This is a genomic window from Stenotrophomonas sp. S49, assembly GCF_016624905.1.
Taxonomy (GTDB): Bacteria; Pseudomonadota; Gammaproteobacteria; order Xanthomonadales; family Xanthomonadaceae; genus Stenotrophomonas.
Genome location: NZ_JACVUD010000113.1, coordinates 1 through 13,260 on the forward strand (window position 1 = coordinate 1; position 13,260 = coordinate 13,260).

Below are 13,260 nucleotides of genomic sequence, written 5' to 3' on the forward strand. Positions count from 1 at the left end.
AGCGGCGGCATTTTTATTCCAAGCGGCCGGGCGGCGCCCGCCACCCCTGTAGAGTCGAGCCATGCTCGACTGAAGCAACGTCAAGAGCGGAGTATCCGTGGGATGGCGGGTTGGGTCCGGTGGCGGGGGACGCCGCAAGTACGTCCCTGTAGGCTTGGCCGCGGCATCCATGCTGCGGACACCCCCGCCACCGGACCCACCCCGCCTTCGACAGTTGGCCGCGATCTGTCGGAACGGGACGGGGTCGGATCCCATCGCGGCGCGATGGGCTCTGACCCCGGTGCCCGGCGAAAATGAAAACCCGTTCATCTTTCCTACTTTGCCGATTCCGGTTGTTGGTGTGAATTTGGCATCATTGGGGCATTGATCCGATTCCGAGGCATGACGCCATGAAGCGTTCCCGCACCACCGCGCTGCTGTTGATGAGCGCTGCACCCCTGCTGTTCACCGCCTGCCAGAAGGATGAACAGGTGCAGGTGCAGGAAGGCCTGTACACCTCGGTGGAGGCCTGCACCGAGGCCACCGGCGACCCGTCGTCGTGCCGCAACGCCTTTGCCGAGGCCCAGCAGAAGGCGGCCGATGCGGCGCCCAAGTACGCCAGCAAGGAAGCCTGCGAGCAGGACTACAAGCCGGAACAGTGCGTGCAGCAGCACACCTCGGCCGGTACGTCGTTCATCGGCCCGATGATGATGGGCTTCTTCATGTCGCAGATGCTGAGCAACCGCGGCGGCCTGGCCCCGCAGGCGCCGGCGTCGGCACCGGCCTACCAGGACAAGAACGCCGGCTGGGCGCGCCCGGCACCGGGCGGCACCGGTGGCATGAACACCGCCAGCGGCATCGGCGCCGGCAAGGCCGGCCTGGCCCCGGTCACCAGCGAACCGAACCGCGCCGTGACCGCCAGCCGCAGTGGCTTTGGCAGCACCAGCGCGCGCCGCAGCGGTAGCAGCTTCGGCGGCTGATCGATCCATGCAGCGTATCCAGATTGCCGAGCGCGCCCATTGGCGGGCGCGCGCGGAGGAAGCCGGTTTCCGCTTCCACACCATCGACGGCCAGCCGTATTGGGATGAGCGTGCGTACTACGCTTTCACCCTGCGCCAGATCGAACAGGACATCGAAGACCCCAGCGCCGAGCTGCACCAGATGGCGCTGGACCTCGTGGGCGATGTGATCGCCAGCGAGCGCCTGATGGACCAGTTGGCCATTCCGGCGCACTACCGCGACTGGATTGCCGAGAGCTGGCGCCAGCGCCAGCCGCACCTGTACGGGCGCCTGGACCTGGCCTACGACGGCACCGGCCCGGCCAAGCTGTACGAACTGAACTACGACACGCCCACCTCGCTGTTCGAGGCCAGCTTCTTCCAGTGGCAGTGGCTGGAAGACCAGCGCAATGCCGGCCGCCTGCCGCAGCACGCCGACCAGTTCAACGGCATGCACGAGGCACTGGTCGAGCGTTTCGGCGCGCTGGCCGGGCAGTTGCCTCCGCCGTTGTTCTTCAGCGCGGTGGGCAGTTCCGAAGAAGACCGAGGCACGGTCGATTACCTGCGTGATTGCGCGTCGCAGGCCGGCCTGCATGGCCAGGCCATCGCCATCGAGGATATCGGCCTGTCCGAGGACGGTCGCTTCACCGCGCTGGATGACACCGTGATCGGCACGCTGTTCAAGCTGTACCCGCTGGAAGACCTGATGGCCGAGGAATTCGGCCGCGCGCTGCCCGGTTCGGGCATCCAGCTGCTGGAACCGGCGTGGAAGGCGGTGCTGAGCAACAAGGGCATCCTGCCGCTGCTGTGGCAGCGCAACGTGGGCCACCCGAACCTGCTGGAAGCGCATTTCGACGATGGCAGCGCGCTGGCATCGGGCTGGGTGCGCAAGCCGCTGTTCTCGCGCGAGGGCGCCAACATCGAAATGCACCTGGCCGATGGCAGCACCCAGCGCAGCGACGGACCGTACGAAGGGCCGGCGATCATCCAGCGCGCGCACCCGCTTACCCGTTTCGACGGCGGTTACCCGCTGATCGGCAGCTGGGTGATCGGTGACCACGCCTGCGGCATCGGCATCCGCGAGGATGACAGCGCCATTACCCGCGACAGTGCGCGCTTCGTGCCGCATGCGATCGTGGACGAGGCGCCGACGCGGATCTACGTCTGATGGCGGTGCGGCGCAACCGCGATCTGCGGCCGGCGCCGCTGCCCGGTCGCCACCTGGACGATGGCCACGGTCTGTGGCGGTATGCAGACCGCGTGGCCGTGCGCTGCCATCGTTGCGATACCCCGGGCTGGGTGGTGGGGCGGTCTGCAGCAGCGCGTTTCCGGTGCCTGGGCTGCAGCCTGGCGCTGGACGGTGGCAGCGGCAACGCCGGTGCCTGCACCTGTGGTCGCTGCAGCGCGGGCGATTGGGTTGGGCCGGTGCGCTACAGCGGGCATCGCGCCTGCGGCCACTGTGGGCACAAGTGGGTGAGCGCCGCGTTGTATCGCGCGCGTGCCGCAGCGCCGGTGCGCACCTTGATGGGGGATTGCGGCCAGTGTGGGCGCAGCAGTGAAGTGACGGTGAGCGTGTCGCGGGTGCGTGCGCACGAGGCCATCGACCCGCATCTGGGGCTGCCGCTGCGGTTGGTGGAAAAGACGGCTGCCGGGGTGCTGTGGGCGTACAACGAAGCCCACCTGCAGGCCTTGCATGCATTTGCCGTGGCGCCGCTGCGCGAGCGCGCGGGCGTGGCCAATGCCTCGATGTTTTCACGCCTTCCGCAGTGGATGAAGCTGGCCCGTAACCGCGTGCTGCTGCAGCGCGCGGTGGAGCGGTTGCAACGGCGATTGCTGCAGGGGTGATGCGGTGTGCTGGTAGCGCCGGGCCATGCCCGGCGAGCGCAGCGGTGGTTCCCCATCCGCCGGGCATGGCCCGGCGCTACCGCTTCAGAGCAGGCTTTCGCGCTTCACCGACAGGTAGCGTTCCACCAGGGCGGCGGGCAGGGCGTCGGCGGTGACGTCCAGCACCATTACTTTTTCGGCGCGCAGGGCATCGTGGGCCTGCGCGCGCTGCTGCAGGTACAGCGCGGTGGTGCCGGCCTGGGCGGCTTCTTCCAGCGTGTTCACTTCGCCGTCCAGCACCGCTTCCAGCTCGCGTTCGCGCAGGCTGGCCACGCACACCAGGTGGCGACGCTGCAGCAGTCGCACGGCGGCCAGCAGGTCTTCGATATCTTCATCGCGCACGTTGCTGACCAGCATCACCAGTGCGCGCCGCTGCTGGCGCAGCGATACCTCGGTGGCGGCGGCCAGGTAATCGGTGGCCACCGGCTGCGGCTGCAGGTCGTAGCTGGCGCGCAGCAGGTGCTGCACCGTGCCCATGCCACGCTGCGGGGCCACCCAGCGGCGCTCGCCACCGGCGGCGAACAGGCCCACCGCATCGCCCTGGCGCAGGGCCAGGTAGGCCACCACCAGCGATGCATTCAAGGCATGGTCGAAGTGCGAAAGCCCGCCCTCGCTGGCCAGCATGCGCCGGCCACTGTCCAGCATCAGCAGCAGCTGCTGGTTCTTCTCGTCCTGGTATTCGCGCGAGATCAGCTTGCGCGCGCGTGCGGTGGCCTTCCAGTCCAGCTGGCGCAGGCTGTCGCCGGTGCGGTACTCGCGCATCTGGTGGAAGTCGGTGCCTTCGCCACGGCGGCGCTTCACGTGTGCGCCCACCAGCCGCGAGGCCTGGTCGGCACTGAACAGGGCGAAGCGGGTGAGCGGCACGAAGTTCGGGTAGACCCGCACCTCCAGCGCCGGCGGCAGCGTGCGCTGCTGCCACCAAAGCCGCCACGGTGAACGCAGGCGCAGGTGCACGCCATCGAAGCGGTAGCGCCCGCGCTGCGGCGGCTGCACGTGGTAGTGCAGGGTGCTGGCATGCCCAGCGCGAAGCTGCAGCCGCTGCGGCAGGTCTTCCACGGGCCAGCCGCCGGGCGCCAGGTCGAACACCTGCACGAACTGCGCGCGCGCGGCCTGCAGGCGCAGGCCCACCTGGCGGCGCACGCCCAGGGCCAGCGCTTCGGGCACCTGCCGTTGCACCTGCGGCGACGGCTGCCGGGCCACCCACCAGGCATCCAGCAGGGCCAGCAGCAACACCGCCAGCCCCATCGCGGCCCAGCTCCAGCGCGGCAGCAGGCCGGCCAGCACCGTGCCGCCCAGCGCAGCCCAGGCCAGCAGCACAGCCAGCAGCAGCGGCGCAGGCCTCATCGGCGCGGCGCTTCCACCTTGGCCAGCAGGGCGCCCAGCACGTCGTCCGGGCCCTGGCCTTCAATCTGCAGTTCCGGTGCCAGCGCAATGCGATGGCGCAGGGCAGGGCGTGCGATGTCGCGCACATCGTCGGGGGTGACGAAATCGCGCCCGGCCAGTACCGCCTGCGCGCGTGCGGCACGCACCAGGGCAATGCTGCCGCGCGGGCCGGCGCCGACCGCGATACCTGGCCAGGACCGGCTGGCGGCGACGATGCGCACGGCGTAATCAATCACTTCATCGTCCACGGTGATCGCCGCCGTGGCCTGCTGCAACGCCAGCAGTTCGCCGGCGCCGAGCACGCGCGGCACCTGGCTCAGGTCGAAATCGCTGGCGGCGCGGCCGTGGGTGATCGCCGCCACCATGCGCTTCTCATCGTCCAGCTGCGGGTAGTCGATCAGCACCTTCAGCAGGAAACGGTCCAGCTGCGCTTCCGGCAGCGGGTAGGTGCCTTCCTGTTCCAGCGGGTTCTGCGTGGCCAGCGCCATGAACGGCGGCGCCAGGGTGAACGCCTTGCCTTCGATGGTCACCTGGCCTTCCTGCATCACTTCCAGCAGGGCCGACTGGGTCTTGGCCGGCGCACGATTGATTTCGTCGGCCAGCAGCAGGTTGGTGAACACCGGGCCGCGACGGATCCGGAAGCTTTCGCTCTTCGGGTCGTACACCGCGTGGCCGCTCACATCGCTGGGCATCAGGTCCGGGGTGAACTGCACGCGCCCGTAATCCAGTTCCAGCGCCTGTGCCAGGGCGCGCACCAGCAGCGTCTTGCCCAGGCCGGGCATGCCTTCGATCAGCACATGGCCGCCGGCCAGCAGGGCCACCAGGATCTGGTCCAGTACATCGCTCTGGCCGATGAAGGCGCGGCCTACCGCTTCGCGGATGGCATCGACACGTTCAATCAGGCGGGCGGCAGCGGCGGACGGAAGCTCAGGGGCATCGGTCATAGCAGGGATCTCATCTGGAGCAGCAAGCGGATGCGCTCGCGCAGGGCGGAGGAATCGTTGGCGGCAGGCACGGTCATCGCGCTGGCCACGCGTGTTACAGGCCAGTGCAGCAGTTCGGCAATGGCATGGTCGCGCGCGCTGCCGTCCAGCGCGGCGGCCACCGGCGCGCGCAGGCGCAGCCGCTGCAGGAACAGCGCCTGCACCGCGCGGTACAGGTGTGGCCCCTGGCCGAAGCGCAGCAGCAGTTCGCCGCTGGCGCGCACGTGTTCCAGCAGCGAGCGGCGTTCCACCATCGGCGACGGTTGCGCACTGCCCAGGCGCTGCGAGCGCGCCCACAGCCAGCCCAGGATCGCCAGCAGCAGCGGCACCCACACCGGCCAGCCCTGCAGCACGATGCGTGCGAACAGCGTGGGCGGGCGCTTGCCGTAGACCAGCCAGACGGTGCCACGGCCGTAGTTCGGGTCCAGCAGGTAGCGGGTCAGGTCGCGATGGGACAGGTCATGCAGGCCATCGCGCAGGCGCTCGCCGGCATTCAGCACGCGCCGTTCCGTGTTGGTGCCTGCGCCAGTGCCGCGCATGAATTCCATGTCGGCCAGTACATCGATGCGGCCCTTGCCGTGGCGCAGGCGCGCGAACACCAGGTCGCCGTCTTTGCCCCAGCGCCGTTCGGCGGTGGCGGCGGCGCGGAAACCCAGCGAGAAACGGCGGCCCTTGCAGAACTCCACGTGGTCGGGATCATCGGCCACGTGGAAACGCTGGCATCGGCTGTCGTGGAACAGGCTGTCCACGCCGATGCGGTCCAGCAGCGGACCTTGCGTGGTGCTGGTGGTGTCCTTGCGCCGGGCGGTGGCCGGTGGTGGCGTGCGCAGCAGCAGATGACCACCTTCGCCCACCCAGTCCAGCAGGGCCTGTGCGGTATGCGGTGCCAGATCGCGCGTGTCCTGCAGCAGCACCAGGGTATCCCCCGGGGCCAGCGCCATGTCGCGCAACTGCAGCTGCTGCCGTGTCTGCACCTGCAGACCGTCGGCACGCAGCGCCTGGCCCAGCACGTACAGCGGGTTGAAGCTGGCCTCGCCCTGCGGCGGTAGCACCAGGGTCTGGCTGACTTTTTCGTGGGTGCGCAGGAACAGGATCGTCAGCGGCACGCCGAGTACGATCAGCGCGCCGAGCAACAGAGACCAGAACAGGCGCGGCTTCATGCCTGCCACCGGAACTGCTGCTGCAGCGCTGTGGACAGTGCGTCGAAATCGCCGCGGCTCGGCAGGCGACCGCCGTAGGCGGCGAACTGCCACATGCGCACGATGCGCGCGAACAGCTCGCGGTCACTGGCTTCAGGCATGCGCCGCGAGGCGCGCAGGCACTGCGCTTCGGTGGCGCCGGGCGGCAGCACCACGCCGCTGCGGTCCACCACGGTGCCCAGGCTGGCGCGATACAGCAGGGCCAGCGCCTGGCGCGGGCGGCCTTCGTCCCACAGCCGTGCAGCCTGGGTGGCCACATCCGGTGGCAGGATGTCAGGCAGCACGATGCTGTCTTCGCGGATGGCCGGCGCCGTTCCACCCTTGCGCCGACCGCTGCCGCGCAGCCACGGCAGCCACAGCCGCGCGGTCAGCAGCAGCACCAGCCCCAGCAATCCCAGCCCACCCCACAGGCCCCACTCGGCCACGCGTGCCACCCAGCGGCGTGCATCCTGGCGGGCCTTGCGCGCGCGCTCAGCGTCGGTGTCCGGCTGCAGTTCCTTCTTGTCCTTCTTTTCCGCTTCGTCGCGGTCGATCGGCTGCCATTGGCTGACCTCGCGCAGCGGTCGCTGCAGCGGATCTTCGTAGGCGCGGTTCACCGCCTGGCGGAAGCCGGCGGTATCCACCGGCGCATCGCCGAAGATCACCGGCGGGGTGTTGGCCGGATCCTGCGCGGCGCTGGGGCGCTTGCGGGTGGACTTTTCGCTCTGCTCCGTCGCGGCCGTGGCCGGGCGGGCATCGCTGTCCTGTGCGTGGGCCGGTGCCAGCGGCAACGCCAGGCACAGCAGCAGGACCAGCCACGACGCGGCCGGCAGCAGGCGCTCACGCAGCCGGCGCAGGGCCATTTCCACGTCCCAGGCTTCCATTTCCGTGCGCCGGTTCAGATACAGCCCGAAGCCGGCGCCGACGTACAGCGGGCCGATCAGCGCCGAGGCCAGCCAGCACAGCAGGTTGAACACCAGCAGCGCCCACGGCGGTGGCGCCACGCGCAGCATGTCCCACGCCGCACGCCACGAGTCGGGCAGCAGATCCAGCGGAATGAACAGGAACGCCGAGGCGATCGCGCCCAGCACCAGCACCAGTTCGAAGCCCAGGCACAGGCAGCACAGGATCAGGGCCGCGCCGCCCGCGCCGGACACCACCGCGCGCCGCCGTGGCCCGCGCTGTTCCGGTGCATTGCCTTCCAGCAGGTTCACCGGCAGGCACAGGCTGCGCAGCCCGCTGAAGCGGCGCCAGCCCAGGTAACCCCAGAAGCCGCTGTTGCCCCAGTGCCGCTGCGCACGCAGCGCCGCAAGTGGCGCCACCTGTTCGCCGAAGATGCCGCGCGAGAGCACGTACAGCGGCGCGCGCTCGAACAGCGGTTTGCACCACCACATCAGCAGCCAGGCCCAGCCGAACGCATCCAGCCACCAGGCCAGCGCATTGAACAGTACGAACAGCGGTGCGCTGGCCAGCAGCCAGCTGCCCCACACGCTGCGTGCATGGCGGCGGGCCAGGGCCATGCCCAGTTCCATCGCCTCCCAACTGCTGCGGGCGCGCAGCGCGACGTTCAGGCGTTCAATCCGCACGACTGCCCCCACGCCCACCGCGCCACAGCCACAGCAGCACGCCGGCCCACAACACGCCGGCCACGCTGAACTTCAGCCAGGCCGGAATATCGGCGATGGACGACCAGAAGGCCTCGACGAAGGCGGCCAGCAGCAGCATGAAGGCCACGCCCAGGCACAGGCGTGCGCCGATGCGACCGCCTTCCACCAGCGCGTCCACGCGGCGCTGCCGGCCCGGTGCGAGCAGGCGCATGCCCAACTGCAGGCCCGCACCGCCGGCAATCACGATGGCGGTCAGCTCGAAGGCGGCATGCCCGACCACGAATCGCCAGAACGGATCGCCATGGCCGATCTGCTGCAGGTGGCCGGCCACCGCACCGATGGTGACCCCGTTGAACAGCAGTACCAGCAGCGTACCCAGCCCGGCCAGCAGGCCGCTGGCGAAGGTGCGCAAGGCAATGCCGATGTTGTTCAGGATGTAGTAGCCGAACATCATCCAGTCGGTACCGCTGTCGCGGCCCAAGCGGTCGGCCGAGGGGGCGTACATGCGTTCCATGCTGGCGATCTGCGCGTTGTCCATCAGCAGGTACACGCTGTCCGGGTGCCACTGCACCAGCACGAAGCAGGCGATGGCCGGCACCGCGAACATGGCCAGCGCTGCCCACATGCTGCGCGCCTGGCTGCGCACCAGCAGCGGGAAATCGGCCACCAGGAATTCCAGCGCACGCCGCCAGCGCGTGGGCGGCGTGCGGTACAGCACGTCATGGCCCTGCTGCATCAGGCCTTGCAGACGCTGCACCAGCTGCGGGCTGTAGCCGCGCTCGCGGGCCAGGGCCAGTTGCTGGCACAGCCGCCGGTAGCGCTGGGCGAAGGCGGTATCGCCGGGGTCTGCACTGCCCACGGCAGCGCGGCGCCGGCGCAGCAGACCCGCACGCTGCTGCAGCCACTGTTCCAGTGCATGCCATTCCTGCTGGTGGCGGGCGACGAACTGTTCCTGCTTCATCGCCGGCCCAGCAGCCAATTGGCCATGGCGTACAGGCGCAGCACACCTACCTGGCCGTTGGCGCCGGTAAGCGGCTGGGCCAAGCCGGCCAGTTCCTGCTGGCGTGCCGGCGACAGCCGCGGCGCGCGCTCGGCGAAGGCCATCACGGCGGTCTGTTCCTCCGGCCGCAGCGGCTGCGCCGGGGCCAGCACGCTGTCGATGGTGACCGGCGGCGGCAGGTAGAACGGCGGCGCGTGCACCACCACGGTGCCTGCCACCAGATCGCCCAGGCGCCGCCCATGCGGATCGAACAGGCAGCTGACCAGGCCCAGCGCGTAGGCGAAGGGCAGCATGTCCACGGTGCGCAGCAGGTTGCGGGTGACCGCGCCGGCCCAGCCCAGCGGCGCGCCATCGCGCATCACCACGCGCAGGCCCAGCGCACGCTTGCCGGGGGTACGGCCCCACAGCGCTTCGCAGACGATGGGGTAGGCCCACATCAACAGGAACATGATGGCCAGATAGATGCCGCGGCCGAACTCTTCCAGCAGCGCCAGCGGAATGGCCAGCACGAAGCCGGTGCCCACGCGGATGCCCAGGTCGATCAGCCAGGCCAGCGCACGCGGCATCGGCCCGGCGGCCGGCAACTGCAGCAGCACGCCTTCGGGCGTGACCACCTCGCGGTAGGTATCGAGCATGGGCGCGGCCATCAGGGCGACGGTCGCAGGTGTGGGCGCTGGAGTCCTCTCCGGCGTGCTGCCACGGGCATGGGCGGGATCTCGACGGTTCCTGGTCGGGCCCCGACTTTAGCAGAGCGTGGTGGCCGGCGAGAGGCTCAGCCCAGGTATTCGTTCTTCAACCGCACGTAGTGGTCGGCCGAGTAGTGCAGCGATTCGATTTCCTTGTCGCTGAGCGTGCGTGCCGGCCGTGCCGGGTTGCCCACCCACAGCTCGCCTTCGCCTACTACCTTGCCCGGGCCGACCACCGCGCCGGCGCCGACGAAGGCGTGGCGGGCGATCTGCGCGCCGTCCAGGATGCAGGCGCCCATGCCGATCAGGCTGTAGTCGCCAATGCTGCAGGCATGGATGATGCAGCCGTGGCCGACGGTCACGCCTTCGCCGATCAGGGTGGGGTAGCCGGCCTTGTTGTACGGACTGTGGTGGCTGACATGGATGATGGTGCCGTCCTGCACGTTGGTGCGTGCGCCGATGCGCACGTAATTCACATCACCACGGATCACCGTGCCCGGCCAGATCGACACGTCGTCGGCCAGTTCCACATCACCGATGAGGGTGCATGCCGGATCGATGTACACGCGTTCGCCGAGTACGGGCATCTTGTCGCGGAAAGGGCGCAGCGGGTTCATCGGTGTCTCCAGCATTCGGGGCATTCGCGACGATGATACGCGCGCCGCTGCGCTCGCCGGGCATGGCCCGGCGCTACCGCCTATGCCGGCGCATGCGCGGCCAACATCTGCCGGAACAGATCGTCCAGCCACGCCGCATCCCCATGCCCTGCGGGCAGTCGTGGGCCTTCGGCGCGCGCAGCCAGTTCTGCATCGATGTAATCGCTGATGGCGGCAATGCGCGGCCCGGCGGCGACTTCGGCGTTGGCGCGCTTCACCACCAGCAGCGCATCGATGGCCTCACGCACCGGGCCGTGCGGCAGCAGCCGGTCCAGCAGGTCCTCGAAGGCCATCGGCGGCGGCGTCTGCTCGTGTTCGATCCATTGGCAGGCCAGCAGCGGGCGCAATACGTACAGGTATTTTTTGGTGCGCACCGTGTCGCCACGCAGGTAGCCGCGATGGTTGGAACGGGCCATGTTGAAGTAGTGCCACCAGGTGCCCAGCGGCGAGTAGAAGCGTTCAGCGGCCTGCCACAGCTGGGCCACGGCAGCGCCGTCCTGCTGGTAGATGATCGGCGAGCGCAGCCATTCGATCAGGGTCGGGTTGCACTTGGACACCAGCCGCAATGCCTTGCGCAGGTCCCAGCCGCTCACGTCCAGCTCGTCGTCGATGGGCAGCTCGATCACATCGCGCTGCGCCTCACCGGGACCGGTGGCTTCGTTGACGCTCAGGTACCACGGCTGGCGGTGCACGTAGATGAAGCGCGCATCGTAGTCGCTGTCCGGCGACGAGAAGCCCCAGCCACGGCTGCCCGATTCGCAGGCCAGCAGCACGCGCACGCCATGCGTGCGTTCGATGTCGGCCAGGGTGGAAAGGATGGCGGCGCGCTTGTCCGGCGCGATCGGGTGGATGTCGTCCATGCAGAGCAGATTCGTAGAGTCGAGCTTGCTCGACTGTAACGCACGCGTGGCACATGCATTCGTGTCGACCAAGGTCGACACCTACCAACCTGTTCCGGTAGGTGTCGACCTTGGTCGACACGCAGGCAGGGGGTTACGCCACGCGGCCGCGGCGGGCGCGTTCCAGGTGTACCAGCAGCAGCGAGATCGCTGCCGGGGTCATGCCCGGAATGCGCTGGGCCTGGCCGATGGTCTGCGGACGCACGCGTTCGAGCTTCTGCAGCGCTTCGGCCGACAGGCCGCGCACGATCGCATAGTCGAAATCCTGGGCGATCGGCGTGGCTTCATGCCGCTGCTGGCGCTCGATCTCCTCGCGCTGCCGGTCCAGGTAGCCGGCGTACTTCACGCCGATCTCCACCTGTTCGGCCACCTTGCCGTCGGCCACGGCCGGGCCCAGCGACGGCACCTGCATCAACTGCGCGTAGTCCAGCTCCGGGCGCTTGATCAGGTCCAGTACGTTGGTTTCGCGGCTGACGGCCACGCCCAGCGTTTCCTGCACCTCGCGGCCCAGCGCGTTGGCCGGGGTGGCCCACAGCGCGCCCAGTCGCGCGCGCTCGGCGGTGACGGCGGCCTGCTTGGTTTCAAACGCGCTCCAGCGGCGGTCGTCGACCAGGCCCATCTCGCGGCCGACCGGGGTAAGCCGCTGGTCGGCGTTGTCTTCGCGCAGCTGCAGGCGGTATTCGGCGCGGCTGGTGAACATGCGGTACGGCTCGTTGGTGCCGTGGGTGATCAGGTCATCCACCAGCACGCCCAGATAGGCCTCGTCGCGGCGCGGGCACCAGCCATCCAGCCCGCGCACTTGGCGCGCGGCGTTCAGACCGGCCAGCAGACCCTGCGCGGCAGCTTCTTCATACCCGGTGGTGCCGTTGATCTGGCCGGCGAAGAAAAGGCCGTTCACCAGCTTGGTTTCCAGCGAGGCCTTCAAGCCGCGCGGGTCGAAGAAGTCGTATTCGATGGCATAGCCGGGGCGGGTGATGTGCGCGTTCTGGAAGCCGACGATGCTGCGCACCATCTCCAGCTGCACGTCGAACGGCAGCGAGGTGGAAATGCCGTTGGGGTAGATCTCGACGATGCCCAGCCCTTCGGGTTCCACGAAGATCTGGTGGCTGGCCTTTTCGGCAAAGCGCACCACCTTGTCTTCGATGGACGGGCAGTAGCGCGGGCCGATGCCTTCGATCTGGCCGCTGTACAGCGGCGAGCGGTGCAGCGCGTCGCGGATGATCTGGTGGGTCTGTTCGGTGGTGTGGGTGATCCAGCAGCTGACCTGTTGCGGGTGCTCATCCACCGAGCCGAGGAAGGACATGACCGGCCGCGGCGTGTCGCCGGGCTGTTCGTCCATCACGCTGTAATCCAGCGAACGGCCATCGATGCGCGGCGGCGTGCCGGTCTTCAGGCGGTCTACCTGGAACGGGCGCTCGCGCAGGCGCGCGGCCAGGGTGGTGGCCGGCGGGTCGCCCATGCGGCCGGCGGCGTACTGGGTGGGACCCACGTGGATCTTGCCGGCCAGGAAGGTGCCGGCGGTCAGCACCACAGCCTCGGCGTCGAAGCGCAGGCCGGTCTGGGTGATCACCCCGCGCACGGCATCACCTTCGATGACCAGGTCATCCACGGCGGCCTGGAACACGGTCAGGTTGGCCTGGCCTTCCACGATGGCGCGGATCGCCATGCGGTACAGGTTGCGGTCGGCCTGGCAGCGGGTGGCGCGCACGGCCGGGCCCTTGGAGGCGTTCAGGGTGCGCCACTGGATGCCGGCACGGTCGGCGGCATGGGCCATGGCCCCGCCCAGGGCGTCGATCTCCTTCACCAGGTGGCCCTTGCCGATGCCACCGATGGCCGGGTTGCAGCTCATCGCGCCCACCGTTTCGATGTTGTGGGTCAGCAGCAGGGTGCGCACGCCGGTACGGGCCGCGGCCAGCGCGGCCGGGGGGCGGGGGTGGCCGCCGCCAATGACGATGACGTCGTAACGATGGAAGGACGGGTTCATAGGGGGCAGGTCAGCAAAGGGGG

Annotated in this window: 12 protein-coding genes; 3 read left to right on the plus strand and 9 right to left on the minus strand. The window is 69.2% G+C overall.

Translation table 11 applies throughout. From position 1 onward, the window contains the following. Window positions 1-389: 389 nt before the first annotated feature. From IAE58_RS17980 to IAE58_RS17990, 3 genes are read left to right on the plus strand one after another with little or no spacing between them, the layout of a single operon-like run. Window positions 390-959, plus strand: a complete 570-nt coding sequence (locus IAE58_RS17980; RefSeq protein ID WP_108751249.1) for a DUF1190 domain-containing protein — start codon at window positions 390-392, stop codon at window positions 957-959. A gap of 7 nt (window positions 960-966) precedes the next feature. Further along, entirely contained in the window at window positions 967-2,145 is a 1,179-nt protein-coding gene (locus tag IAE58_RS17985) for a glutathionylspermidine synthase family protein (protein ID WP_108757477.1), read from the plus strand. Then, window positions 2,145-2,822 (plus strand): hypothetical protein, encoded by a 678-nt coding sequence (locus tag IAE58_RS17990; RefSeq protein ID WP_108757476.1) that lies wholly within the window; start codon window positions 2,145-2,147, stop codon window positions 2,820-2,822. The genes IAE58_RS17985 and IAE58_RS17990 overlap by 1 nt, the downstream gene beginning before the upstream one ends. Before the next feature lie 84 nt (window positions 2,823-2,906). On the opposite strand, the gene IAE58_RS17995 is transcribed toward IAE58_RS17990, so the two are convergent. From IAE58_RS17995 to mnmG, 9 genes are all read right to left on the minus strand, one after another. Further along, on the minus strand, window positions 2,907-4,205 hold the full coding sequence (locus tag IAE58_RS17995) for a DUF58 domain-containing protein (protein ID WP_199933333.1): 1,299 nt from the start codon (window positions 4,203-4,205) through the stop codon (window positions 2,907-2,909). Then, entirely contained in the window at window positions 4,202-5,188 is a 987-nt protein-coding gene (locus tag IAE58_RS18000) for a MoxR family ATPase (protein ID WP_199933334.1), read from the minus strand. Before IAE58_RS18000 ends, IAE58_RS17995 begins: the two co-directional genes overlap by 4 nt. Then, window positions 5,185-6,387: a DUF4350 domain-containing protein gene (locus tag IAE58_RS18005; RefSeq protein ID WP_199933335.1), complete on the minus strand. Its 1,203-nt coding sequence runs from the start codon at window positions 6,385-6,387 to the stop codon at window positions 5,185-5,187. The genes IAE58_RS18000 and IAE58_RS18005 overlap by 4 nt, the downstream gene beginning before the upstream one ends. Continuing rightward, window positions 6,384-7,991 (minus strand): DUF4129 domain-containing protein, encoded by a 1,608-nt coding sequence (locus IAE58_RS18010; protein WP_199933336.1) that lies wholly within the window; start codon window positions 7,989-7,991, stop codon window positions 6,384-6,386. The genes IAE58_RS18005 and IAE58_RS18010 overlap by 4 nt, the downstream gene beginning before the upstream one ends. Continuing rightward, window positions 7,981-8,973 carry a stage II sporulation protein M gene (locus IAE58_RS18015; protein WP_199933337.1) on the minus strand — a complete coding sequence of 331 codons (993 nt, stop codon included), beginning with the start codon at window positions 8,971-8,973 and terminating at the stop codon, window positions 7,981-7,983. Before IAE58_RS18015 ends, IAE58_RS18010 begins: the two co-directional genes overlap by 11 nt. Beyond that, complete coding sequence (locus IAE58_RS18020) at window positions 8,970-9,659, minus strand: RDD family protein (RefSeq protein ID WP_108757471.1); 690 nt, start codon at window positions 9,657-9,659, stop codon at window positions 8,970-8,972. Before IAE58_RS18020 ends, IAE58_RS18015 begins: the two co-directional genes overlap by 4 nt. 125 nt (window positions 9,660-9,784) lie before the next feature. Further along, on the minus strand, window positions 9,785-10,315 hold the full coding sequence (locus IAE58_RS18025) for a gamma carbonic anhydrase family protein (protein WP_108757816.1): 531 nt from the start codon (window positions 10,313-10,315) through the stop codon (window positions 9,785-9,787). An 80-nt stretch (window positions 10,316-10,395) separates the two neighbouring features. Continuing rightward, window positions 10,396-11,214 (minus strand): nucleotidyltransferase domain-containing protein, encoded by an 819-nt coding sequence (locus IAE58_RS18030; protein WP_199933338.1) that lies wholly within the window; start codon window positions 11,212-11,214, stop codon window positions 10,396-10,398. A gap of 133 nt (window positions 11,215-11,347) precedes the next feature. Beyond that, complete coding sequence (gene mnmG, locus IAE58_RS18035) at window positions 11,348-13,237, minus strand: tRNA uridine-5-carboxymethylaminomethyl(34) synthesis enzyme MnmG (RefSeq protein ID WP_200734988.1); 1,890 nt, start codon at window positions 13,235-13,237, stop codon at window positions 11,348-11,350. Window positions 13,238-13,260 lie beyond the last annotated feature (23 nt).

Excerpts from the sequence above, each read along its gene's own strand:
- IAE58_RS17980 (WP_108751249.1), top strand. The coding sequence starts at position 390 with ATGAAGCGTTCCCGCACCACCGCGCTGCTGTTGATGAGCGCTGCACCC.
- IAE58_RS17985 (WP_108757477.1), top strand. The coding sequence starts at position 967 with ATGCAGCGTATCCAGATTGCCGAGCGCGCCCATTGGCGGGCGCGCGCG.
- IAE58_RS17990 (WP_108757476.1), top strand. The coding sequence starts at position 2,145 with ATGGCGGTGCGGCGCAACCGCGATCTGCGGCCGGCGCCGCTGCCCGGT.
- IAE58_RS17995 (WP_199933333.1), bottom strand. The coding sequence starts at position 4,205 with ATGAGGCCTGCGCCGCTGCTGCTGGCTGTGCTGCTGGCCTGGGCTGCG.
- IAE58_RS18000 (WP_199933334.1), bottom strand. The coding sequence starts at position 5,188 with ATGACCGATGCCCCTGAGCTTCCGTCCGCCGCTGCCGCCCGCCTGATT.
- IAE58_RS18005 (WP_199933335.1), bottom strand. The coding sequence starts at position 6,387 with ATGAAGCCGCGCCTGTTCTGGTCTCTGTTGCTCGGCGCGCTGATCGTA.
- IAE58_RS18015 (WP_199933337.1), bottom strand. The coding sequence starts at position 8,973 with ATGAAGCAGGAACAGTTCGTCGCCCGCCACCAGCAGGAATGGCATGCA.
- IAE58_RS18020 (WP_108757471.1), bottom strand. The coding sequence starts at position 9,659 with ATGGCCGCGCCCATGCTCGATACCTACCGCGAGGTGGTCACGCCCGAA.
- IAE58_RS18025 (WP_108757816.1), bottom strand. The coding sequence starts at position 10,315 with ATGAACCCGCTGCGCCCTTTCCGCGACAAGATGCCCGTACTCGGCGAA.
- IAE58_RS18030 (WP_199933338.1), bottom strand. The coding sequence starts at position 11,214 with ATGGACGACATCCACCCGATCGCGCCGGACAAGCGCGCCGCCATCCTT.
- mnmG (WP_200734988.1), bottom strand. The coding sequence starts at position 13,237 with ATGAACCCGTCCTTCCATCGTTACGACGTCATCGTCATTGGCGGCGGC.